General features: G+C 48.4%; 17 protein-coding genes and 4 tRNA genes. 19 read left to right on the top strand and 2 right to left on the bottom strand.

The window, feature by feature from the left end:
* The first annotated feature begins 4 nt into the window (after positions 1-4).
* Positions 5-1,399 carry a Na+/H+ antiporter NhaC gene (gene nhaC, locus CJ260_RS03215; RefSeq protein ID WP_095629151.1) on the top strand — a complete coding sequence of 465 codons (1,395 nt, stop codon included), beginning with the start codon at positions 5-7 and terminating at the stop codon, positions 1,397-1,399.
* Between the two features lie 61 nt (positions 1,400-1,460).
* On the opposite strand, the gene CJ260_RS03220 is transcribed toward nhaC, so the two are convergent.
* On the bottom strand, positions 1,461-2,270 hold the full coding sequence (locus tag CJ260_RS03220) for a helix-turn-helix domain-containing protein (RefSeq protein ID WP_158221364.1): 810 nt from the start codon (positions 2,268-2,270) through the stop codon (positions 1,461-1,463).
* Positions 2,271-2,463: 193 nt separating this feature from the next.
* Here CJ260_RS03220 and CJ260_RS03225 point away from each other — a divergent pair, with 193 nt between their 5' ends.
* From CJ260_RS03225 to CJ260_RS12920, 14 genes are all read left to right on the top strand, one after another.
* Complete coding sequence (locus CJ260_RS03225; RefSeq protein WP_095629153.1) at positions 2,464-2,865, top strand: (deoxy)nucleoside triphosphate pyrophosphohydrolase; 402 nt, start codon at positions 2,464-2,466, stop codon at positions 2,863-2,865.
* A 196-nt stretch (positions 2,866-3,061) separates the two neighbouring features.
* A complete protein-coding gene (gene hsdR, locus CJ260_RS03230; protein ID WP_095629154.1) occupies positions 3,062-6,346 on the top strand; it encodes a type I restriction-modification system endonuclease in 3,285 nt (1,094 codons plus the stop codon).
* Positions 6,343-7,758 (top strand): N-6 DNA methylase, encoded by a 1,416-nt coding sequence (locus CJ260_RS03235; protein ID WP_095629155.1) that lies wholly within the window; start codon positions 6,343-6,345, stop codon positions 7,756-7,758. The genes hsdR and CJ260_RS03235 overlap by 4 nt, the downstream gene beginning before the upstream one ends.
* Positions 7,759-7,777: 19 nt before the next feature.
* Positions 7,778-9,061, top strand: coding sequence for a restriction endonuclease subunit S (locus CJ260_RS12800; RefSeq protein WP_158221365.1), 1,284 nt, complete (start codon positions 7,778-7,780; stop codon positions 9,059-9,061).
* A gap of 41 nt (positions 9,062-9,102) precedes the next feature.
* Positions 9,103-11,439, top strand: coding sequence for an AAA family ATPase (locus CJ260_RS03245; protein ID WP_095629156.1), 2,337 nt, complete (start codon positions 9,103-9,105; stop codon positions 11,437-11,439).
* The gene (locus CJ260_RS03250; protein WP_198947381.1) at positions 11,414-12,307 is read left to right on the top strand and encodes a GIY-YIG nuclease family protein; all 894 of its coding nucleotides are present in this window, start codon (positions 11,414-11,416) and stop codon (positions 12,305-12,307) included. The genes CJ260_RS03245 and CJ260_RS03250 overlap by 26 nt, the downstream gene beginning before the upstream one ends.
* A 12-nt stretch (positions 12,308-12,319) precedes the next feature.
* Positions 12,320-12,883 (top strand): DNA-3-methyladenine glycosylase I, encoded by a 564-nt coding sequence (locus CJ260_RS03255; RefSeq protein ID WP_095629157.1) that lies wholly within the window; start codon positions 12,320-12,322, stop codon positions 12,881-12,883.
* An 18-nt stretch (positions 12,884-12,901) separates the two neighbouring features.
* A complete protein-coding gene (locus tag CJ260_RS03260) occupies positions 12,902-13,177 on the top strand; it encodes a hypothetical protein (RefSeq protein ID WP_095629158.1) in 276 nt (91 codons plus the stop codon).
* A gap of 305 nt (positions 13,178-13,482) precedes the next feature.
* Positions 13,483-13,659, top strand: a complete 177-nt coding sequence (locus CJ260_RS12805; RefSeq protein ID WP_233127880.1) for a hypothetical protein — start codon at positions 13,483-13,485, stop codon at positions 13,657-13,659.
* 443 nt (positions 13,660-14,102) lie between these two features.
* Positions 14,103-14,179, top strand: a tRNA-Pro gene (locus tag CJ260_RS03270).
* Between the two features lie 63 nt (positions 14,180-14,242).
* Positions 14,243-14,977, top strand: a complete 735-nt coding sequence (locus tag CJ260_RS03275) for a hypothetical protein (protein WP_233127881.1) — start codon at positions 14,243-14,245, stop codon at positions 14,975-14,977.
* Between the two features lie 25 nt (positions 14,978-15,002).
* The gene (locus CJ260_RS03280) at positions 15,003-15,497 is read left to right on the top strand and encodes a GNAT family N-acetyltransferase (protein ID WP_095629160.1); all 495 of its coding nucleotides are present in this window, start codon (positions 15,003-15,005) and stop codon (positions 15,495-15,497) included.
* 195 nt (positions 15,498-15,692) lie between these two features.
* Positions 15,693-19,169: a DNA polymerase III subunit alpha gene (locus CJ260_RS03285; RefSeq protein ID WP_095629161.1), complete on the top strand. Its 3,477-nt coding sequence runs from the start codon at positions 15,693-15,695 to the stop codon at positions 19,167-19,169.
* Positions 19,170-19,289: 120 nt separating this feature from the next.
* Positions 19,290-19,445 carry a hypothetical protein gene (locus CJ260_RS12920; protein WP_162860304.1) on the top strand — a complete coding sequence of 52 codons (156 nt, stop codon included), beginning with the start codon at positions 19,290-19,292 and terminating at the stop codon, positions 19,443-19,445.
* 117 nt (positions 19,446-19,562) lie between these two features.
* On the opposite strand, the gene CJ260_RS03290 is transcribed toward CJ260_RS12920, so the two are convergent.
* Complete coding sequence (locus CJ260_RS03290; RefSeq protein ID WP_095629162.1) at positions 19,563-23,867, bottom strand: 2-hydroxyacyl-CoA dehydratase; 4,305 nt, start codon at positions 23,865-23,867, stop codon at positions 19,563-19,565.
* Positions 23,868-24,121: 254 nt separating this feature from the next.
* Between CJ260_RS03290 and speE the strand changes: the two genes are divergently transcribed.
* The 4 genes from speE (at position 24,122) to CJ260_RS03310 (ending at position 25,325) form a co-directional block, all read left to right on the top strand.
* Entirely contained in the window at positions 24,122-24,970 is an 849-nt protein-coding gene (gene speE, locus CJ260_RS03295) for a polyamine aminopropyltransferase (protein WP_095629163.1), read from the top strand.
* Between the two features lie 122 nt (positions 24,971-25,092).
* Positions 25,093-25,168: transfer RNA gene (locus tag CJ260_RS03300), tRNA-His, on the top strand.
* A 1-nt stretch (position 25,169) separates the two neighbouring features.
* Positions 25,170-25,244, top strand: a tRNA-Gln gene (locus CJ260_RS03305).
* A gap of 5 nt (positions 25,245-25,249) precedes the next feature.
* Positions 25,250-25,325, top strand: a tRNA-Lys gene (locus CJ260_RS03310).
* Positions 25,326-25,431: the final 106 nt, after the last annotated feature.

Consider the following 25,431-nt stretch of genomic DNA (forward strand, 5'->3'; position numbering starts at 1 on the left):
TACTATGTCAACGTATCGAAATATGACCGTCGGCTTGGCCCTCATTCCCATCATCACGCTGATTATCAGCTTAGTCATCGCGCTGAATTTTCTGGGCGCAGGCCCCCATATCCCCTTGGTCTTTTCGACGGCCATTGCCTGTCTCGTAGCCTTAAAGGCCGGGTATAAATGGGACGATATTGAAAAATTTATGCTCGAAACTATGTCCGACGGCCTGCAGGCTTTGGTCATCCTGCTCATCGTCGGCATCTTGATCGGCACCTGGATCATATCGGGCGTCGTGCCGACGATGATTTACTACGGACTGCTCATCATTTCGCCTACGGTATTTCTGGCTATGTCCTACGTCCTCACGTCTATCGTAGCCTTTGCCACGGGGAGCTCGTGGAGCACCGCCGGCACCGTCGGCATTGCCCTGGTCGGCATCGGCCAGGCCATGAATATCCCCTTGGAAATGGTCGCCGGTACCGTTGTCGCCGGAGCCTATTTCGGCGATAAGATGTCGCCCCTGTCCGATACGACCAACCTCGGCGCGGCTATCAGCGGAGCCCAGCTCTTCGAGCACATCAAGCACGTCGTCTATCCCCTCGTGCCCAGCTTTATCATCACCTTGGTCCTCTATGCCGTCCTGGGCTTTCAATACGGCGGCGCAAGCATTGACAACGAAGGCATCGAAGCAATTTTGAACGGATTGTCCCGTATCTTCGTCATCAATCCCATCATGCTCATTCCGCCTCTCGTCGTCATCGTGTCGGTGATCAAGAAAATGCCGGCTATTCCCGGCCTGTTCATCAGCGCTTTTATTGCGGCCCTGCTGGCTATGGGCATACAAGGCGCCAGCCTGTCCGACGTCATCAGCGTGGCCTTTTCCGGCTACGAATCCCATTCCGGCTCGGAAGTCATCGACAGCCTGCTGAGCCGCGGTGGCATGGTCAGCATGGGCTCTATCATCGCCTTGGTCCTCGTAGCCATGGGCTTCGGCGGCATCATCCAGAAGTCGGGGATGCTGCCCCTGCTGCTGGATAAGGTTCTGACCATCGCCAAGGGCGTAGGCGGACTCATTTGCGCGACTGTGCTGACCGGTGTCATCGCCGAAATGCTCATGGGAAGCCAGTACCTGTCGGTCATCGTGACGGGCAGCATGTATAAGGACCGCTATGCCGAAAAGGGCCTGGCTCCGAAAAATCTGTCCCGCTGCGTCGTCAATTCCGGCTGCACCGTCAGCCCCCTCGTGCCGTGGAGCAACTGCGGCGCCTTCATGGCGGCGACTTTGGGCGTCGCGACCTTGTCCTATGCGCCCTTTGCCTTCTCGTGCTATTTGACGCCTATTATCTCCATTATTATCGGCTTCATCGGCTTTACGATCGAACGCATTCCGCCGGCGCAGCCTGAGTCCTAGTACTTATATTAAAACAGCCCCGCTTATCTGACTATGCTGTCGGATAGGCGGGGCTAGTTGTTTATGGCGCGATGCGCACCTGCACCTCGTAGGTACAATGCTGAAATTCATAAAAGTTGTCTTCGTATTCGTCGGCGATGACCAGGTGGGAAGACGGGCTGCCTTCGAAATACGTCTTGAACCAGGCGTTTTCGCAAGTTTCCGACAACAGCTTTACGCGGAAGCAGAAATAGTCCCCGCCCGGTATTTCCCGGATATAGGGATGGGAAAAGGCCGGCTTTTCTTTGATGTACATGAAGTAGTACAAGGCGGATATTTCGTTCTGCAGCAGCCGATGGAAGTCCAGGATGTAGCCGTTTTGGCGAAGCATGGGAAGCTGCTTGAAGGGATCCTTGCTCTGCGCCTCTGTCAGCCTGTAACCAGCCGCGCCGTATATGGGCTCTCCCGGATAAATCGGCGCGGCGAGAACATAGCGAGTTTCAAAGGTCTTCTTGAAGGGGATATCGGGAAAGGCGTTTTCCTTCAGGTAGTTGTAATACGATACGTACCAATCTATCGTATCGACCGTGTCCTGCAGCGCTTCGATTTTTCTTTGCAGATCTTCTTTGTGTTGCGTTAGTAGCTTCGTCAGATGTTCCGTGCCGCCGCCGTCTAATGCCATGCGGATTTCCGTCAGGGGCAGGCCTAGTTTTTGCAGGTACTTGATGCGCTCGATGTAGTGAATTTGGTCGTACGTATACTGGCGATAGCCGTTCTGCTCGTTGACTTTCGCCGGCCGGACCAGACCGATTTTGTCGTAATACCGCAAGGTCTGCGTAGAAATATCGAGAAGAGACGATACCTCGCCGATATAATAGTATTTTTCTTTCATGATACTTTCCATCCTTTACGAGCTTCTAGTGTTGCATAAACGTATTTTCTGATTTTATTATAGAAAATGAACAAGATGTTGTACAGAAAAATATGCCCTGGTATTAGACGTAGTATAAACGCAGTACAGAAGACATACAGCAAGTTTCATTGTATAATATAATAAATATGCAGAAAATGGGGGAATCTGAATCATGAAACACTTAGAAGTCGTAGCAGCGATTTTGGAATATAAGGGAAAAATACTTTGTATGGAACGGGGAAAAGGGAAATATGATTATGTAAGCTTTAAATATGAATTTCCTGGCGGAAAAATAGAACCGGGAGAAGCAAAACACACTGCCATTGAACGGGAACTGCGGGAAGAGATGGACGTTCATGTTGCAGTAAAGGAAGAAGACTTGTACATGACCGTAAACCACATGTATCACGATTTTTCTATTACTATGCATGCCTTTATGTGTCATTTAGACAAGCCCGATTTTATTCGCAAGGAACACGTCGATGCCAAGTGGTTGGCACCGGAAGATTTGCCCATGTTGGAGTGGGCTCCGGCTGATATGCCGATTGTAGAGAGATTGGCTGGGAAATTGTAGGACTTATAAGTACATACATGCATGACAGCGGAACGAATTTCGAGATATACTTGGGTTTGTTTCGCTTTTTTGTTGTAAAAGAAACACTTGTTTCTATCAAACATAGGGGAACAGATGTAGTTTTTGTTGCAGAGAAATTCTGATATAATATATATAAAATAATTTCGTATTAACATTGCAGTTAGAAGGTGAAACTATGTATTCTAACTTTGATTTTTTAGAAGAACGATTTTCGGTATTAGCAACCTTTGGCCGTCAGGCAGAGCAGTATTGTTATAGCGACGCCAATTCCTGCTTAATGAAATTGGGCATGATTGGGGAGACTATTGTCAATTTGATGTATGCCTATGATAATATTCCCTTCCCGCAGGAAAATACGGCGGCTATGCGAATTGACGTTTTGCTGCGCGAAGAGATGTTGGATCGCAGTTTGGCAGATATTTTGCATGTGCTGCGTAAGGTACGGAATAAAGCGGTTCATGAGAATTATGCGTCCGTAGAAAAGGCAAGGGTTCTGCTGCCCATGGCCTACAGTTTGTGCGAATGGTTTATGGAAACGTACGGCGATTGGAATTATCAGCACAAAGACTATGTTCCTGTCGACGCTGGAGCTGCTGCAGTTGCTGGTTCTGCAAAACCGTCGCCAACAGAATTAGATGAAATATTGATGCAGTCTGCCGAAGTGATTGCAGAAAAAGCTGTTCCGGTAGGTGCTGATGCTCGCAGAAAACAAGCTCGGACCGCTGCAGGGTATCGTTATATTTCAGAAGAAGAAACGCGGTATATGATTGACGAACAGCTTCGGAAAGTGGGTTGGGAAGCGGATAGTCAGGAACTTCGCTATGCGAAAGGCACGCGGCCGAAAAAGGGACATAATATGGTGATTGCCGAATGGCCTGTGCAGCTGCCGGGAGGACGGACCGGGCATGCCGATTATGCTGTCTTTATCGGTTTAAAAATGGTAGCTATTATTGAAGCTAAAGCAATGCACAAAGATATTCCTTCTGTTTTGGACTATCAGGGAAAAGCGTATCCTAAGGGTATTCGCGAAGCTGACGCGATATATCAAGCTGGTCAGTGGGGAGCGTATAAAGTTCCGTTCACCTTTGCGACGAACGGCCGACCCTATTTGGAGCAATATCAGACGAAATCGGGCGTGTGGTTTTTAGATCTGCGTGATTCGTCCAATGTGCCCAAGGTCCTTCATGGCTGGATGAGTCCTAGAGGCATGGAAGAAATCTTGCATCGGGATGCTGAAAAAGCAAACAGCAGTTTAAATCGGTTATCATACAATGTATTGAAAGACCCTGCCGGTTTGGGACTTCGCTATTATCAAATCGACGCCGTGCGGGCTGCTGAACAGGCAGTCATCCGCGGACAGGAGCATGTGTTGCTGGCTATGGCTACGGGAACTGGAAAGACGCGTACGATTTTAGGACTTATGTACCGTTTTCTGGTGACTAAACGATTTTCACACATTTTGTTCCTTGTAGACCGGAATGCATTGGGGACGCAAGCCTTGGAAACATTTCGCAACGCCAGATTGGAACAAATGCAGACGTTGGACAATTTATATAATATCAAGGAGTTAAAAGATAAAAAGCCCGATAAAGAAACAAAAGTACAAATTGCTACGGTACAGAGTATGATAAAGCGGATTTTGTATAATGACGACGACGTGATGCCGGCTATTACAGACTATGATTTAGTCATTATCGACGAAGCTCACCGCGGCTATATTCTCGATAAAGAAATGAGCGATGATGAAGAGCTGTATCGCAGTCAAGATGAATACCAGAGTAAATACAGAGCCGTCGTCGACTACTTTGACGCAGTAAAAATTGCCATGACGGCGACGCCGGCTCTGCATACGACGCAGATTTTTGGACTGCCTGTATATACGTATACGTATCGTCAGGCCGTTATAGACGGCTATCTTATAGACCACGACGCCCCTCATCGGCTGAAAACAAAGCTGAGTCAGGAAGGTATTCACTATAACAAAGGCGATATTGTGGCTATGTATGATCCCGATACGGGCGAACTCCTGAATGGCGCATCTTTAGCCGATGAAGTCGACTATGATGTAGAGGATTTTAACCGTAAGGTTATTACAGAGCCCTTTAACCGTGCAGTATTAGAAGAAATTGCCAAAGAGTTGGACCCGTCGGACCCGCAGAAAGGGAAGACGCTGATTTATGCTGCAAACGATCAGCACGCCGACTTGATCGTGCAGATTCTGCGGCAGATATACGAAGGCATATTAGACAATCAGGCTATTTTGAAAATTACGGGGAAAGCTGGCGGCGGCAACCGAAAATATATAGAAGACGCTATACGCCGGTTTAAAAACGAACGCTATCCGAATATCGTCGTGACTGTCGACCTGCTTACAACTGGCATTGATGTGCCGGAGATTACGACGCTCATATTTCTGCGGCGCGTAAAATCCCGTATTTTGTTTGAGCAAATGTTGGGAAGAGCAACGCGTCTTTGCCCGGATATTCATAAAGACCATTTTGAGATTTATGATGCCGTCGGCGTATACGACTGCCTTGAAGACGTAACTTCGATGAAGCCTATTGTCGTCGACCCGTCCGTAACGTATGCGCAGTTATTGGAAGGCTTGGAATCTTTGGAAGAAGAGGGAAAAGTAAAACAACTCGTCGGTCAGATTTTAGCAAAGGCGCAGAGAAGCATTCGCCGTATGAGTGATGACGACAGAAAGCATGCCGACACATTGTGCGGCCAATCTATCAAAACTTGGCTGGAAGACTTAAAAGGGAGAACGCCGGCCGATTGCCGCAATCGCATTTTGGAGCAAAAAGACCTGTTCAACATGCTGGAGGACAGCAAAGGGATGGAGAGGAAACGATATATCATCGTGTCTGATGTGCCGGATACGCTTATTGAACATAAGAGAGACTATGGTTCCAGCGAGGAAAAAGAGAAGGTCACGCGGCCAGAAGATTATTTAGAGGCTTTTTCAGACTATATCAACCATAACATAAATGAAATTGCCGCTTTGAATATTCTCTGCACGCGGCCGAAAGAGTTGAAACGGGAAGAATTGCGTCAATTAGAACATATCTTGATGACAAATGGCTTTTCTGTGACTCAACTGAATACAGCCGTATCGGAGATGACGAATGAAAAGATGGCTGCCGATATTATCAGTTTCATCCGCCGCAGCGCCTTGGGGTCGACGTTGCTCAGCCACGAAGCGCGCATCCGCCGGGCCGTAGAACGGCTAAAACGGGCACATCATTTTACTGCTGGGCAGCTTGCCTGGTTGAGGACGATAGAAGCGTATCTCATGAAAGAATCAGTTATTACGACGGACACGTTTAATACGGATAGCCGCTTTAAAAGCAAAGGCGGTTTTGCCAAGCTAAACAAAAACGTATTTGACAATAAATTGGAATACATCATAGATGAACTCAACACCTATCTCTATGACGACGGAGGAAAATTAGGATGACGACACAAGAAATTGTTGGAAAGCTTTGGAATCTCTGCAACGTGCTGCGCGACGACGGTATTACGTATCACCAGTACGTGACGGAGCTGACATATATATTGTTTTTGAAAATGGCAAAGGAAACGGGAAGCGAAAAAAACATTCCTTATGGATACCGTTGGGACGATTTGACCTCCCGCAGCGGTCTCGACCTTAAGAAATATTACAAAAGCCTTCTCGACTATTTGGGCGAACATGGGGAAGGAAGGATTCAGGAGATTTATGCTGGCGCGGCGACGAATATTGACGAACCGAAAAATCTGGAAAAGATTATCGTATCTATTGATGAATTGGACTGGTTTTCGGCCAAAGAAGAAGGGCTGGGAAATCTTTACGAAGGCTTGTTGGAGAAGAACGCCAATGAAAAGAAGTCCGGCGCAGGCCAGTATTTTACGCCCCGCGTCCTTATCGACGTTATGACGCGGCTTATGAAACCGCAGCCCGGCGAGCGGTGCAATGACCCGGCCTGCGGCACCTTTGGATTTATGATTGCCGCCCATCAGTATGTCAAAGAGCGTACAAATGATTTCTGGGATCTCGACGCCGATATGGCGGAGTTTGAACAAAACGAGGCCTTTACGGGTTGCGAGCTCGTTCATGATACGCACCGGCTGGCTTTGATGAACGCTATGCTTCATGACATACATGGGAAAATCCTGTTAGGCGATACCTTGTCTGATGCGGGGAAAGGATTGAAAAACTTTGACCTCGTCCTGACGAACCCGCCTTTCGGGACAAAAAAAGGCGGCGAACGGGCGACGCGCGACGATTTTACCTATCCGACGAGCAATAAACAGCTCAATTTCTTGCAACATATTTACCGCAGTCTGAAAGCTGACGGTAAGGCTCGCGCTGCCGTCGTCCTGCCGGATAACGTCCTCTTTGCCGACGGCGACGGTGAAAAAATTCGCGTTGACCTTATGAATAAATGCAATCTCCATACGATTTTGCGCCTGCCGACAGGCATATTTTACGCGCAGGGCGTTAAGACGAACGTCTTATTCTTTACGCGTGGTACGGAAGAGAAAGACAATACAAAAGAAGTTTGGTTTTACGATCTGCGGACCAATATGCCGTCTTTTGGTAAGAAAAATCCATTGAAGAAGGAACACTTTGCTGCCTTTGAAACGGCCTATGAGGCTGAAAATCGGCGTGATATACAAGACGAACGGTGGAGCGTTTTTACAAGAGAAGAAATCGCGGCCAAAGGAAACAGCCTCGACCTCGGCCTGATTAAAGACGACTCTATCATTTCTTATGAAGACCTGCCCGACCCGGCCGAAAGCGCGGCCCAGGCAGCAAAGGACTTGCAGGAAGCGGCTAAACTCTTACAGGAGATAGCAGACGAATTGCAGGCTTTGAAGGTGAAATAACAGGAAGGACAATACATACATGGCAAAAAAGAAAGAACTAACACCAGAAGAAAAACTTCAGCAAGCACTCGTGCCAAAAGAAGAACAGCCCTATCCGTTGCCAGAAGGGTGGAAGTGGGTAAGATTGGGTGACATTACAAAAATTGTTGGAGGAGGAACGCCTTCATCTTCTGTAAAAGAATATTACGAAGATGGAAATATTGCTTGGATTAGCCCGTCTGACTTATCCAATTATTCTGAAAAATATATTTCATATGGAGCAAAAAATATTACAAAATTAGGATTGGAGAAATCGTCTGCTCAATTAATGCCTAAGGGGACCGTATTACTTTCTTCAAGAGCTCCCATTGGATATGTTGCGATTGCGAAAATAGCTTTATCCACAAACCAAGGGTTTAAAAACTTTCTGCCATCTCCTTCTTATTTACCTGATTACTTATATTGGTACTTAAAAGGTAATACAGAAATATTAAAAAGGTATGCAAGTGGAACGACATTTTTAGAATTATCTGCTAAAAAAGCAGCTTTAATTAAATTTCCTCTTGCCCCAATAGAAGAACAAAAACGCATCGTTCAAACCATTGAAAAATATTTTTGTAGATTGGATAAGATACAAGAAATTCTAAAATCTATTCTCTGTGATTCTGGAAAAAGAAAATCTGCCATTCTCCATAAAGCCTTTACAGGTGAACTCACGGTAAAATGGCGAGAGGAAAATAAAATATCCTTTGAAACTTGGAGAGTGGTGTCCTTTAATGAGGTGGCAGCAATTAAATCAAATTTAGTGGATCCAAAAGAGTATCAGGATTATCCGCACATAGCTCCAGATAATATCGAAAAAAGAACAGGAAAACTATTGGAATATCATTCTGTTAGAGAAGATAAAGTAAAGAGTAATAAACATAGATTTTATTCGGGACAAATATTATATTCCAAAATTCGTCCTTATTTGTCAAAAGTTATTATGGTTGATTTTGATGGCTTATGTAGTGCAGATATGTACCCAATAGAAGCCGCGGAATGTGTTAAATATTTGTGGTATTATATGTTATCTGACATTTTTCTGCAGCAAGCTAGTACAGCAGGTTCACGTAGTGTGCTTCCTAAAATTAATCAAAAAGAACTATCAAAAATTAAAACGCCAATGCCAAGCCGTCAAGAGCAAGAAAGAATTGTCTATATCCTAGATCATTTGTTTGCTAAGGAAGAGATTATTGCTCAACAGATTCAAAAAATATCAAATATAATTCAAATATTGAAAAAAAGTATTTTGGGAAAAGCTTTTCGGGGAAATATCACTTAATATACTAGCAGTTGTTTGTTGATTTTATGTGAGGGAAAGTAATGATGGCAGATATAAAAAGTATAAAATTACAAGGTGCTAATTTTGTAGAAGAAACGATTTTGCCTATTTTTAAGAAAAATTACTGTTTAATATATGGGAAAAATGGCAGTGGGAAAAGTACTATTTCGCGAGCATTAAATAAGGTAAAGGGAGATGAAATAGACTCGATAACTACTGCTGCATTATTGGATAATGACAATCAAAAAATTATGTTAAGCGAAGATGAAAAACAAAAAATTTTTGTGTTTAATGAAGACTACATAGATCAGAATATTAAGCTAGATGGAGATGGTCTTGAAACGATTGTTGTATTAGGTAAACAGAAGCAGGTTGAGGATAAATTACTTGAAAGCAGAAATAAATTAAAAGATATTAATAAAAAACTCGATGAACAAGAAAAAAAGTGTACAGTTTATAGAGACTCAGGAAATGTAAATTCACCGCAATACTATTTAGAGGCTATTATGAGAAAGCTTCGAGATAGGGATGGCTGGGCAGAACGGGATCGAAAAATAAAAGGACATAGAAGAGCATCATCAGTAAGTTCAGATACATATAAACAATTTATTGAACGAAATCCAAAAAAAACGAGAGATGAATTATTTTTATATTTTAATAAACAGTTAGAAAAATATGAAGAAATGAAGTCAGGGAAAGGAAAGATATTAAGAACTGTACCTATATCATATGAATTTTATTTTAATGAAAATCAATTTTCTCAATTATTAATCAAGAAAATAGAAAAGCCCATCCTTTCAGAACGAGAAAAGTTTTTATTCAACTTATTAGAGACTAAAGGCGGAAATTATATAGAAGATATACAGCAATATTTTTTAAAAGATGAAAATGAGATATGTCCATACTGTTTGCAGCCAGTTGAGAAAAGTTATAGAACTAATTTAATTGAAAGTATAGAAAAATTATTAAATAAGGAAGTAGAAACATATCAATCAAATTTGAAGGCGTATAAAAGGGAAACAATTGATTTAGATTTATCACCTTTTATGACCGTGGATGAGGGATTTGTGAGAACGATTCAAGAAGCATTAACTCAATTTAATGAATCCATTAACCATATTAATGATGTTATTGACCAAAAAATTTTAAATGTATATGATGTGCATATTCAATGGGAACTCCGCGATATACAAAAGCAATTTGAAAATTTAATAGAAAAATTAAAGAAATTAGAAGATAAACGGATTGAATTTAATAAAGCACTTGATAATGTAGCTGCTCAAAAGAATATACTTGATGAGATTAATTCAGATATTACGTATTACGATATTAAGGATGAGGTTGAGAAATATCAAAGACAAAAAGGGATATATGATAAAGAAGAAGCTCTTTTGAAACAATATGAGAGAGAACAAGGTCATATTGTAGAGCAAATTCAGGAACTTGAAGCTCAAAAGAAGAATATTTATATAGCAGTAGATTTAATTAATAAAAGTTTATGTTATATATTTTTTTCTAATGCGAGACTATCTATTCAATATAAAGACAATAAATATTATCTATATTCAAGAAATAAGTCGGTTTCGCCAAAAGAAATATCTGTAGGAGAAAGAAATATTATTGCTTTATGTTATTTCTTTTCTAGCATTATGGAAAACCAAGAAGAAGCAAGTATGTATAGTCAAGAATATTTGCTGGTTATTGATGATCCCATATCAAGTTTTGATATGGAAAATCGTGTTGGTATTTTATCATTTTTGAAATACCAATTGGATAAGTTCATAAATGGAAATGAGAATACAAAATTGTTAATTATGACTCATGACTTTATGACTTTTTATAATCTTCAAAAAATTATAAAGGATAGATATTGTTGCGAGTTAAAGAATGGGGAATTGTTGCCCGTTAAAAAAGATAGACATGAATATACTTGTCTGATGAAAGAGATTTATGAATATGCAAAGGGGAATGTAAAAGAATATGAATTGACTATTGGTAATGTAATGAGAAAAGTTATGGAGGCTTTTTCGACGTTTAATTATAGAATGGGGCCAGGTGATTTAGCAACAGATAAGGACTTGATACGATTACTTGATAAACCGTATGATGTTTATTTTCAAAATCTGATGTATCGTTTAGTTTTAAATAGTTTGAGCCACAACGAAGAAAGAGTGAAGGCTTTAGATGAATTTGAATTATTTTATAGTCATATCTCAGATGAAGAAAGAATACGAACGGCAAGAGACATTTTATGCTTGCTTTACTTATTAAATGAGGTACATGTTGTAAAACATCTTGAAACGGAAAGTGAATCAAAGAAAAAGATTGAAAATACTTTTAAGGAATGGCTCAATGCAATTAAGCAAAATTCTTTATAGTAACATATTGATAGATGGTAAATTGCTGGTGATTATCATGACAATAGGAAAAAAGATAGAACTATTTTTAGCGCAAGGTACGATGGATGGGCTAGTGACGGCGGAATTGTCGAACTGGAATGGCAAGGCGATTAAGATTCCGCGGACAGATGTATTGGATTGCGAGCGCGACGATATTCGAGGTGTCGGCGTGTATTTCTTGTTTTGCCAAGACGAGGTCAGCGGGAAAGATGCCGTGTATATTGGCGAAGCGGAAAATGTATATCAACGGCTAAAGCAGCACATGGCAGCGTATAAAGCTGGAAAGGAAGAATATTATTGGCATACTGCCGTGTGCTTTATCAGCAGTATGCTCAACAAGGCGTTGATTCGTTATTTGGAGGATCAGCTTGTTTCCATTGCCAAGTCGTGCGGAAAATACGATGTGCTGACGAAAACGACATATGACACATGGTTAAAAGAAGCTGATATTGCCAGCATGGGCGAGTTTATCGAGAATATCAAAGTATTGCTGGGAACACTAGGGTATAAAGTTCTCGTACCGGTTCCGCAGGGCGATGAAAAGACGGTGTATTTATATTGCAAATGCGGCGAACGTATGGCAAAGGGTTTCATTACTACGAATGGCTTTACCGTTGTAAAAGATTCTGCTGTATCTAAAGGTGTCGTGCCGTCATTTATACAAGATAATTCATACTATAAATTAAGGCAGCGATTGGAAGCGGACGGCACGATTTGCGAAGGGACGTTTTCACTCGATTATGAGTTCAGCTCACCTTCAGCAGCCGCTGCTGTCGTGAGAGGAAGTCATTCTAATGGAAATATACTATGGAAAACGCAAGATGGTGTGAAATTAAGAGATTTATAAAAGGAGTTTCTCATGAATTCAATTTGCCCATGGGCTTTAGGCGCCCCGTTGCTGCGGGAGTATCACGATACGGAATGGGGCGTGCCTTGTCATGATGATACGATGTTGTTTGAGCTGCTGTGCCTCGAAGGGGCGCAGGCCGGGTTGTCGTGGCTGACGATTTTGAAGCGGCGAGAGGGGTATCGTAAGGCCTTTCGGAATTTTTCTATACGGGCCTGCGCGGCGCTGACCGACGACGAGCTGGAAGAGATTCGCCTTCACGGCGATGTGATTCGCAACCGCCTGAAAATTGCTTCGGTGCGGAAGAACGCCCGCGTTGTACAGGAGATTCAGCAGGAGTTTGGTTCCTTTGACGCCTATGTCTGGCATTTTACGGAGGGGAAACAGATTCGCAACGCTTGGAACGATCAGGGAGACATGCCGGCTCAGTCGGAATTGTCGGAGCGCATCAGCAAGGATTTAAAGAAGCGGGGCGCGTCCTTCGTCGGGCCGGTGATTATGTATTCCTTTTTGCAGGCCGCCGGCGTGCTGAACGACCATATTGCGTCTTGTCCTTGCGGCGATGGGGCGTATTAAATAAAGAAGGTGCATCATATGAAGGTATTGTTACTGATAGTAGTATGTTTATGCGTCTGGATTTGCGGCAGTGCGGAGTCACAGGCGACATACGAGGAATACGATGCAGGGTATGCGAAGGGCTATGAAGATGCCTGCATGGGCTTGTGGGACGAGTGGCCCGATTACGGCTCAGAAGATTTTAAAATCGGCTATGCCGATGGGCAGGGAGAACGGCGTGACGAATTGGATGCGGCTCATGACGATGGCTATTCTGCCGATGAATACGATGACGGTGATAGTGATGAATGGTAAATAATATACAACAGCCTCGGAGCTTCATGAAGAACTCCGAGGCTGTTGTATTAAGAAATAGGTTATTTTACTGTAATTTTACATTTGAAAATTGCATAATTCTTCTTTTTTGCTATTTTCTTATGGTACAATGTGTAATATACAGGAGATGAAAGGGATATTCAACATGGGCTGTACCATGTTGAGATAACGCGGCTTGTTATTTTTTGACAGAGAGGTGAAGAACTATGAAGCGTTGGTTAGTGATGATGATGTGCGCCGTATGGTTTCTGATGGGCAATCTTTCCTTTGCCATGACGTCGCCTTTGGGGATAGGATCATCGCCCACTTGGGGAAGCGGCATGCCGGCGTTGGAGTCCTTTGACGATGATGATTACTGGGACGACGACCGCTGGGAAGACGATGACGATGACTACTGGGATGACGATCGTTGGGAAGATGACGATGACGACGATTGGGACGACGACCGATGGGAGGATTAAGACCTGAGCTTCTTGCAGCGTATATCTTTGCGTTAGATAGTAAACTATATTGACATGACATCATATGTTCGTATATGATGTTGCCGTAGGCATTACACACACAACGGCAGGCGGTTATATCGCCCCTATCCATTTCGAATGAATGGGGGTGATGCCCATGAACGAGACAAACGTAACACTATTACTTTTGATTCTCTTAGTGGTACTTTTACAAAAGAAATAACCGCCCATAGCGTCCAAACTTTAGGCGGTTAAATCTTGCTTAATGTAGGGGCTATAACCGTTTGTCGGTGTAATGCCTCGTTTTTTATTTCACCTTCATTATACTGAGTATTGAAAGAGCCGTCAAGAAAAAAAACGAAGACTGCTGATACATGCGGAAATGTTTATGTATTCAATTACTTGACAAGTCCTATGGAATCGGGTACAATAATGTCTGTTAACGGGACGTGGCGCAGCTTGGTAGCGCGCTTCCTTGGGGTGGAAGAGGTCGCGAGTTCAAATCTCGCCGTTCCGACCAGCATAAAAGCCTTTGTTCAGAGCGTTGGACGAAGGCTTTTCTTGTTTTTGCAATACGCATCGTTTGGCGAAAGGGGAAACGGTCATGCAGGTAAAACGCGTATTAGCTGCCGTATGCTGCTGTTGTTGCCTGGCTGGCGGAGCAGTTCAGGCCAGCGAGGAATTTCATGATGTGAAGACTCCCGTCGTAGGAGTGGAATTTCCTGTCGAAGAGCCCGCAGTAAAACCGAATATTCAAGAACGGACGAAGGCTATATTAGATGAGTACAACGACCCGAAACGGCCGAAAACCCATCACGGCGTCGAACTGGGCCACGTGTATATTCCTAAGGGCACGCCGCTCATGCTGGCCCTGCAGGAGCCGATCAGCTCGAAGACCAGCAAGGAAGGCAAGGCCTTTAAGCTGAAGAGCCTGGAAGACGTAGTCATCAACGACGTCGTCGTCATTCCGGCCGGCACGACCTGCGTCGGCAAGGTGCTGAAGGGCCGGGGAAACCGCGGCTTCGGCAGAGGCGGCAAGCTGGAGCTGTCCATTGCGGCGATTAAAACGCTGAACGGCGTGACGGTTCCCTTGAACGGCTATATCAAGGGCCGGGGAAAGAAAAGCTCGACGTGGTTTGCTCCGTGGTGGATTTCGGCATTTTTGAAAGGGAAAGAGCTGAACTATAAGGAAGGGCAGCTGTTCCGCGTGACTGTGAGCCGCAATACGGACCTGAAGGTGACGGGCGACGAGCTGGGCGATGCCATGGGCTACCCTGCCGACGGCAAACCGTCTATCTACGTCAAACCGATGGAATAAATACAGGGGATAGAAAGGGGATTGTATGGATATAGTAATTCGGCCTGCGGCGCCGACAGATTTAAAGGCCGTGACGGCCATTGAAGCGGCATGCTTTCCTGCGGCAGAAGCTGCGACGGAAGAGAGCTTCCGCCAGCGGTTGGCAGCCTTTACCTATTCCTTTCTCATTGCGGAAAAGGATGGAAGGCCTATTGGATTTATCAACGGCTGCGTGACGAATAAGGACGAGCTGACCGACGATTTGTATGAATCGACGGCGCTGCACGACGACGACGCGCCGAACGTCATGGTGTTCGGTCTGGACGTGATTCCCCAGGAGCAGCATCAGGGCTTTGCCGCGGCGCTGATGAAGGCCTATATCGAAAAGGCGGAGTCGCGCCGTAAAAAGCAGATTATCCTGACCTGCAAGGAACGGCTTATCCCGTTTTACGAGCAGTTCGGCTATGAATGCCATGGGAAATCCCAGTCTACGCACGGCGGCGCCGTGTGGTACGATATGGTATTGCCCTTGACCCGCTGAGCGGGACGTCCTATGAAACCTTAGCGATATTTCACACTATCTCCTGTCGCATAGCGCAGATCCTATTTCTGCTGCTCATGCGGCAGGAGTTTTTTTGCGCTTGTGTTCCGTCCGGCTTATGCTGCTGGGGCAGGTATGCTATAATAAAAGATACGCAGCATTGCAGTATGTAACTTATCGATAAGGAGCGTTGTCATGAGGCCATTTGTCCATTTGCATGTCCATACGCAGTACAGCTTGTTCGACGGGCTGTGCCGCATTCCCGACATGGTTCAGAAGGCAAAAGAATTGAATATGCCCGCCGTGGCGATTACGGATCACGGCAATATGTACGGCGTCATCTATTTGTATAAAGAAGCGGTAAAGCAGGGCGTCAAGCCGATTTTAGGTTGCGAGGTCTATATGACCAAGGGCAGCCGCTTCGAGAAGAAGACGAAGGAACGGTTATGCCATCTGATCCTGCTGGCGAAGGATTTGAAGGGCTATCATAATCTGGTCAAAATCGTGTCGAAGGGCTTTGTTGACGGGGAAAACAATTACCACAAGCCCCGCGTCGACTACGACCTGCTGGAGCAGTACCATGAGGGGCTTATCGCCATGAGCGCCTGCATCGAGGGCCATATCCAGCAGAATATCCTCAACCGCGACGAAGAAGGAGCCCGGCAGACGCTGGAGCGGCTGGTGCGCATTTTCGGCAAGGACGATTTCTATCTGGAAGTGCAGAATCACGGGCTGGCGGAGGAAAAGATCGTCCGCGAGGTGTTTAAGCGCTGGTCGAAGGAATATGGATTGAAGGTCGTGGCGACGAACGATTTCCATTACATTGAAAAGTCAGATGCCGGGGCGCAGGAAGTCAAATTATGCATTTCGACGGGCAGTACCCTCGAAGACCCGGACCATTTCCGCTTTGCCAACGACGAGTTTTACATGAAGAGCGGTGACGAAATGGCCGAGCTGTTTCCCGATATGCCGGAAGCGCTGGATACGACGCTGGAAATCGCCGATAAGTGCAATGTGGAGATATCCTTTGACGAGCGCCATTTGCCGAAATTCCCCGTTCCCGAAGGGGAGACGGACGAGTCGTACCTGCGCAAGCTCTGCGAAGAGGCCCTGCCGACGCGGTACGACCCGGTGACGCCGGAAGTGCGGGAACGCATGAATTACGAGCTGGACGTCATCAACAAGATGGGCTTTCCGTCGTACTTCCTCATCGTATGGGACTATGTCAAGTTTGCCCGCGACCACGATATCCCCGTCGGCCCGGGCCGCGGCTCGGCGGCGGGCTCCGTCGTAGCGTATCTGCTGGGGATTACGGGGCTGGACCCGCTGAAATACGACCTCCTCTTTGAACGGTTCCTCAATCCGGAACGGGTGACGATGCCCGATATCGACATGGATTTCTGCTATGAAAACCGCGGCCGCATCATCGACTACGTAACGCGCAAGTACGGCAAGGAACACGTGGCGCTGATCATCACTTTCGGAACGCTGGCTGCCCGGGCAGTCATGCGCGACGTCAGCCGGGCCTTGGCGATTCCTCTCGGCGAAGTCAACCGCTTTATGAAGCTCGTGCCGACGGAATTGGGCCTGACTATCGACCGGGCTCTGCAGATCAGCAAGGAATTCCGCCAGGAATACGAGACGAACAGCACGATTCATCACATGGTCGAAGTGAGCCGCGCCCTTGAAGGAATGGTACGCCATTCGTCGACTCATGCGGCCGGCGTCGTAATTTCCGCTGCTCCGGTAGACGATTACGTGCCCATGCAGTATTCAAAGGAAGGATATTTGACGACCCAGTATGACAAGGATCTGGTTGAAGAGCTGGGCCTGCTCAAGATGGACTTTCTGGGCCTGCGGACGCTGACCGTCATCGGCGATGCCGTCAAGCTCATACGGCAACAGCACGGCGTCGACATCGATATCGACGCCATTCCCCTGGACGACCAGGAGACGTGCAAACTCCTGACGGAGGGCGATACGGCCGGCGTGTTCCAGATGGAATCGTCGGGCATTACGACGCTGGTTAAGGAACTGGCGCCAAAGCATTTCGAAGACATGATTCCCCTCGTCGCCCTGTACCGTCCGGGGCCTTTGGGCAGCGGCATGGTAGAGGATTTCATTAAGGGCAGTCACGGCGAAAAGGAAATCACCTATCTTCATCCCTTGCTGGAGCCGATTTTGAAGGACACGTACGGCGTTATCCTGTATCAGGAACAGGTCATGCAGATCGCTTCCGTCATGGGCGGCTTCTCGTTGGGACAGGCAGATTTGCTGCGTCGGGCCATGGGCAAGAAGAAGGAATCGATCCTGAAAGCCCAACGGGAGAGCTTTTTGGCCGGGACGCAGAAAAATGGCATTTCCGACGACATTGCCAACAAGGTCTTTGATCTCATGGTATACTTCGCCGGCTACGGCTTCAATAAATCCCACTCGGCGGCCTACGCCTACATCGCCTGGCAGACGGCGTATTTGAAGACGCACTACCGGGCGGAATTCATGGCGGCGACGATGACCAGCTTTATCAACGATATCCGCAAGATCAGCTATTACATTTCGGAATGCCGCCGTCACGGCGTCGAGGTGCTGGCACCGGACGTCAACGCCAGTGTATCCATGTTTTCCGTCGAAAACGGCGCCATACGCTTCGGCCTTTCGGCAGTCAAAAGCATCAGCGACGTCGTCATCGAGGCTATCGTCACGAGCCGGGAAAAAGACGGGCCCTTTACGTCGCTCAGCGATTTCTGCAGCCGCGTCGATTACCATATTCTAAACCGCAAGATGCTGGAAAGCCTTATCAAAGGCGGGTCTATGGATTCCTTCGGCCGGCCGCGGTCGCAGCTCATCGCCGTACTGGAAGAGGCCATGAGCGTCGGGGCGCAGAAGCAGAAGGACGACGCGTCGGGACAGATGGGATTGTTCGACGACGGAAACGACAATGCGGCGATGGAATTGGCCTATCCCAACGATCCTGAGTACCCCATGGACATGCTGCTGGCTATGGAAAAGGAATACGACGGCTTCTATTTCAGCGGGCATCCCCTGGAAAAATACGAAGACGTGCTGAAGTCCATGACGCCTCTTTCGGTCCTCTTCGGCGAGGATAACCGGCAGTATGACGGAAAAATGCTGTGCATCGGCGGCCTGGTGACGGGACGGCGGCAGGTGACGACGAAGCGGAACGAGCAGATGGTTATCCTGACGATTGAAGATTACACCGGCTCTATCCCCGTCGTCGTCTTTCCCAAGGCTTTCAGCCAGTATATGAATCTTTGCGTCGTCGATATGGCTGTTTCCGTTCAAGGCCGGGCCGATATTAACGACGACGATATCCAACTCATTGCCGAAACGTTAGCACCCTTAGGAGACCAGCCGGCAGAGGGGCACGCCGTGAGCATGGCCGCAGCCGCCCGCCGGGCCGGCGCACTCTGGCAGCCGGGAAAGGGGACGAAGCTGTTTATCAAGATACCGGCCCATCTGGAACGAAGCGACTTGAGCACGCGCCTGGGCGGCGTATTGGAAAAGCATCACGGCGAAGTCAAGGTATACTTTCACCTCATGGGCAGCCGCCGCACGATTTTGACCGACCCGCGGTATTGGGTAGAAACGGAGGATTCCCTGCGGCAGGAGCTGGAAGCCATGCTGGAGCCGGGCTCTGTCGTGTTGAAGTGAGGCTATGCAGAATTGATATAAATAATATAAAATATTTACAGATAATTATTTTAAATTAAGAAAAAATATGATATACTGTAACCATAGCCTTAGCTTATAAACATAAAAGGAGGGTCTCCCATGACAATAGAACGGTTGAAACAAGTAAAAAACGTGATTTCCGACGTGTACCAAGGCTTTGCCGGATGTTCGACCGGCGGTTGCTGCGGCGTTTCTCTCCCGAAAGAGGACCAGGATAAGCTGAAACAATGGAAGCAGGATATGCAGCAAAAATAGAATAGAGAAGGGAAAAGCCCGTATGACAGGGTAGGGTATCTGTCATACGGGCTTTTTTTGCGCAAGAGATAACATATGCCGGCAGGCGTATCATTCCTGCCGGCATACATTCGGATATTATTTTTCTGCGTTCAGCGTGCTGTTGATGCGGACGCCATTTAAGAAGGGGATTACCGGTTTGGCCGTCGTGCTGACCGTTTCGCGGATGCCTTCGAAGGTCGTCGTCAGCATGAGTTTCAGGCGGTTTGTCTGATTGACCGAGCTGGCGCTGGGGTCGTAGTCGATGGCGACGATATTCGTGTCGGGGAAGGCCGCTTTCAGGGCTTTGATCATACCCTTGCCCGTTACGTGGTTCGGCAGGCAGGCCCAGGGCTGGAGGCAGACGATGTTCTTCGCGCCCCGCTTGATGAGGTCGATCATATCGCCGGTCAGGAACCAGCCTTCGCCGGCGACGTGGCCGAGGGATAAGTATTCCTTCGCCTCGTCGGCAATGTCGTAAATCGACGTGACCGGGTCGAAATGGCGGCTCTTGGCGACGGCTTCGCAATAGGGCTTGCGGTACCATTCGAGGAGCTTCACCATGGATTTGCTGGCCAGGGCCGACATCCAGCTTCCCGACAGGTATTTCTGGCGGAACTGGGTGTCGAGGAGGCCGTACAGGAAGAAATCCGTCAGGCCGGAGACGATGATTTCCCCGCCTTCTTCTTCGATCATGCGCACGATGTGGTTGTTGGCGATGGGATGGAACTTGACGTAGATTTCGCCGACCAGGCCGATGCGCGGCTTCATCTCTTCGCTCATGTCGATGTTGTCGAATTCATCGATCATGGCCCGGATGTTTTTCTTGAAGGTCTTGACGTCGGCTTTTATCAGGTCGACCTTGCATTTTTCCTGCCATTTTTTGAACAGGCTTTCGGCCGTGCCCTTTACCTTTTCATAGGGCCGCGTGCGGTATAATACCTGCTGCAGCGCGTCGCCGTATACCATGGCCATGACCAGGCGGTGCCAGAAGCCGATATGAGGCTTGAAGCCCGGCTGAGGATTCAGTCCCTTGGTATTCAGGGAAATGATGGCTACGTCGCTCATGTTGGCGTCGGCCAGGGCTTTGCGGATCATGCCGATGTAGTTCGTCGCCCGGCAGCAGCCGCCCGTCTGGGAAATGATGACCGACGTGTGCTTCAGATCGTATTTTCCCGATTTCAGGGCCGTAATGATTTGCCCCAGGGACATGATGGCCGGATAGCAGGCGTCGTTGTGGATATAGGCCAGGCCCGTGTCGATGGCTTCCTGGCCCTGATGGGGCAGGAGCTCGATGTGGTAGCCTTCGTGGGCGAAGGCCGCTTCGAACATGGGGAAGTGAATCGGCGTCATAGACGGAGCCAAAATGACGTTCGTCTTCTTGTCGGCCTCCGTGAACAAGGCCTTGTGGTACGAATAGGGTTCCGTCGCTTCCGTGCTCGGTTTCCGGTGATTCATGACGAACAAGAGGGAGCGCAGGCGGATGCGGATGGCGCCGAGGTTGGACCCTTCGTCGATTTTCAGCAATGTATGGATTTTATGGCCCTGAGCCAGGATTTCCTGTACCTGGTCGGCGACGATGGCGTCGAGGCCGCAGCCGAAGGAGTTGAGTTCGACCAATTCCAGATTGGGCTGCGTGACGATGTACTGCGCTGCCCGATACAGGCGGGAATGGTAGGACCACTGGTCGACGACGCGCAGTTCCTCCGGCAGGTGTCCCAGGGGAGCGACGCCGTCTTCCGTCAGGACGGCCAGGCCCAGGCTGTTGATGAGCTCAGGGATGCCGTGATTGATTTCCGGGTCGATGTGATAGGGACGGCCGCAGAGGACGATGGCCCTGTCGCCGTCTTTTGCCAGCCGTTCCAGCGTGGCCTTGGTCAGGTCGCGGTATTTCTGTTTATACGCTTCTTCCTCATCCCAGGCGGCCAGGGCGGCTTCCTTGATTTCCTTCTTGCCGATATTCCATACGCGCAGCTCTTCCTGCAGGCGCGGTACGATGCGTTTTTTATCGTGAAGCGGCAGGAAGGGGCAGAGGTAGAGGGTGTTCGTGTCGGACAGGCGTTCCACCATGTTGTGGCGGATGACTTCGGGATAGCTCATGACCATGGGGCAGTTGAAGCTGTTGTCCCGGCTGCCTTCCTGCGGGCCGTTTTGGATGCAGGGATAGAAGATGCGGTCTACGCCCTTTTCCAGCAGGTTTTCGATGTGGCCGTGGACGAGCTTGGCCGGATAGCAGGCCGAATCGGAGGGGACCGTGTCCATGGCCTTTTCAAACAGTTCCTTGGAGGATGGGTCGGACAAGACGACGGTGTAGCCCAGCTTGGTGAAGAAAGTAAACCAGAAGGGATAGTCTTCGTACATGTTCAGCACGCGGGGAATGCCGACGGTGCCGCGGGGGCCCTGCTCCAGCGGTTTGTACTGGTTGAACAGCAAATTGTACTTGACCTTGTACATGTTGGGCAGCGCTTTCTTGCGGGCTGTCGTCGAGCCGGCGGCGCCCCGTTCGCAGCGGTTGCCCGTAATGAAGGAACGGCCGTCGTTGAAGGTGTTGACCGTCAGCAGGCAGTTATTCGTGCACAGGCCGCAGTGGCGGATCGACGTGGCGACGGATAGGCCGGCCAGATCCTGCCGGCTGAGCAGCGTCGTCTTGGCGTGGTCGCTATGGTAGGACGAGCGGCAGATAAGCCCCATGCCGAAGGCTCCCATGAGGCCGGCGATGGCCGGCCGGATGACCTGGCGGCCCAGGAGCTTTTCAAAAGCCCGCAGCACGGCGTCGTTGTAGAAGGTGCCGCCCTGGACGACGATGTATTTGCCCAGCTTTTCCGGGTCTTTTACTTTTATTACTTTATATAAGGCGTTCTTGATGACCGAGTAGGACAGGCCGGCGGAAATATCCGCGAGGGTCGCTCCTTCCTTCTGGGCCTGCTTGACCTTGGAATTCATGAAAACGGTGCAGCGCGAGCCCAGGTCGATAGGGCTTTTGGCCATCAGGGCTGCCTTGGAAAACTCTTCGATAGACAGGTTCAGCGACTTGGCGAAGGTATCGAGGAATGAGCCGCAGCCTGACGAGCAGGCTTCGTTGAGGAGGATGTCCTCGATGTGGCCGTTCTTTAAGCGGCTGCATTTCATGTCCTGCCCGCCGATGTCGAGGATGAAATCGACGTCAGGGCAGAAATGGGCTGCCGCCTGATAGTGGGCGATGGTTTCGACTTCGCCGATATCGAGGTGCAGCGCTTCTTTCAGCAGGGCTTCGCCGTAGCCCGTAATGCCGGTCTTGGCGATAAACGCGCCGTCGGGCAGGCGGCTGTACACTTCTTCGATGATCTTTTTGGCGGCCATGAGCGGGCTGCCTTCGTTATTCTGATAGTGCGTATAGAGGATTTTCAGGTCTTCGCTCAGCAGGACGGCCTTGATCGTCGTCGAGCCGGCGTCGAGGCCCAGGTAGCACGGCCCGCTGTAGGCGGCCAGGTCGCCGTAGGGGACGGTATGCTGCGAGTGGCGCTGCTGAAATTCGCGCAGCTCTTCTTCGCTGTCGAAGAGGGGATCGATGCGGTCCGATTTTGCCAGAGACGATTCGTCGACGTTTTTCAGCTGTCCCATGAGGTTCATGAAGGATACAGGCGTTTCGTCGAAGCTGCCCAGAGCCGCGCCGATGGCTACGTATACCTGGGCGTTTTCCGGCGCGACGACGTGGTCGTCGTCTAAATGAAGGGTCTTGGCGAACTGACGGCGCAGCTGCGGCAAATAGGTCAGCGGGCCGCCGAGGAAGCAGACCGTGCCCTTGATGGGACGGCCGCAGGCCAGGCCTGTAATCGTCTGGAAGACGATGGACTGGAAGACCGACGCGGCGACGTTTTCCTTGCTGGCCCCTTCGTTGAGGAGGGCCTGGATATCCGTTTTGGCGAATACGCCGCAGCGGGCGGCGATGGGATACAGGGTATCCGATTTTTCGGCCAGAGCGTTTAAGCCGCTGGCGTCGGTGTGGAGCAGCGTGGCCATCTGGTCGATGAACGCGCCCGTGCCGCCGGCGCAGTTGCCGTTCATGCGGTGTTCGTTGCCGCCGGTCAGATAGGTAATCTTCGCGTCTTCGCCGCCCAGCTCGATAATGACGTCCGACTGGGGGTAATAGGTGCGGACGGCCTTCGTGCCGGCGATGACTTCCTGAACGAAGGCGATGCCCAGGTAGTCTGCCAGGGCGATGCCGCCGGAGCCTGTAATGGCAATGGTGATTTGTTGGTCACCGAAAATCTCATAGGCATTTTGCAGCAAATCCCACACCTTTTGGCGAATGTCCGTGTAGTGGCGGACATAGCACGCGTGCAGGCATTGCTTGGCGTCGTTGAGGACGGCGATCTTTACCGTCGTCGAACCAATGTCAATGCCTATATGTAATATGTTTTTCATGTGAGTCACCTTATCGGCTGCAAAGCCGATCTTTCTGATAATCTATAGATGCAGGCGCCGCGTTTAAAGGAATACGGCGCATATAAGTCTACTCTATATTGTACCATATGGAGTCAAAACTGTAAGGTGCCGGAATGAGAATTCATATGAAAATTTTACCTCCACCTATGAGCGATACGTATACAATTACTTCCTTTTGTTTACTCTTTTGTGTTACAATAACATATAGTTAAGAGACAATATAGGAGGTACTCATGAAAAAATTTGTGACAGAACATCAGTCTCCGTACTTGGACCTGAGCGCAGAAGTATCGGAAATTTTATATGAAGGCAAATCTGATTTTCAGGATATTATCGTAGCCGATTCGAAGGAATTCGGCCGTATGCTCGTGCTGGACGGCGTGTTCCAGACGTCTGACAAGGACGAGTTTATTTATCACGAATGCATTACCCATATCCCGCTGTTTTTGCATCCCAATCCGAAAAACGTCCTCATCATCGGCGGCGGCGACGGCGGCGCAGCTCGTGAAGCCGTGCGCCATCCCGAAGTAGAACACGTCACGATGGTCGACATCGACGGCAAGGTCATTGAGCTGTCGAAGCAGTTTTTCCCGGCGATTTCCAAAGCCATGCGGGAAAACAATCCGAAGCTGACCGTCAAGGTCGGCGACGGCATTGCCTTCATGCGCGAAGCGAAGGATTTCTACGACGTCATCATCGTCGACTGCTCCGATCCGGTCGGCCCCGGCGAAGGCTTGTTTACGTATGAATTCTATAAAGACACCTTTAAGGCATTGAAGGAAGACGGCTTGTTTGTACAGCAGACGGAATCTCCCTTTATGCACAGCAAGCTCGTGCGGGAAATCAAGGACTGCGTGTCCGATATCTTCCCCATTACGCGCCTGTACACGGCCTTCATTCCCCTGTATCCGACGGGCATGCACTGCTTTACTATGGGCTCGAAGAAATACGATCCCCTGACATGGGAACCGAACCGTACGCGCACCTTCCCGACGAAATACTACAACGAAGGCATCCAGCGCAGCGCTTTCGTACTGCCGAACTTCGTAAAAGACGTCCTGTATGGGGAAAAAGATCGCTAAGCGAAAAAAGTACATAAAAATATAATTTTGCTATTGACATTGCATCTGTGAAATGATATTATAATCTACGTTGACGGCGCTTATAGCGTAGCTAAGGGCGCTGTCGCGCAGATTACAATATGGCGGGTATGGTGAAGCGGTCAACACGGCGGATTGTGGCTCCGTTACGCAAGGGTTCGAATCCCTTTACTCGCCCCATAGGGGTATAGCCAAGTGGTAAGGCACCGGACTTTGACTCCGCTATGCGCTGGTTCGAATCCAGCTACCCCTGCCAGCCATGATTCACTAGCTCAGTCGGTAGAGCACCTGACTTTTAATCAGGGTGTCCCGAGTTCGAATCTCGGGTGAATCACCAGTTGGAAAACCGTCTCTCAAGAGGCGGTTTTTTTGTTATTTTTGTTTGCGCGTACTGCAAATTCATTTATAAAGAAGAGCAAGGATATATCTTTATCAGGGGTATA

This window comes from Megasphaera sp. ASD88 (assembly GCF_002287425.1).
Lineage (GTDB): Bacteria > Bacillota > Negativicutes > Veillonellales > Megasphaeraceae > Megasphaera > Megasphaera stantonii.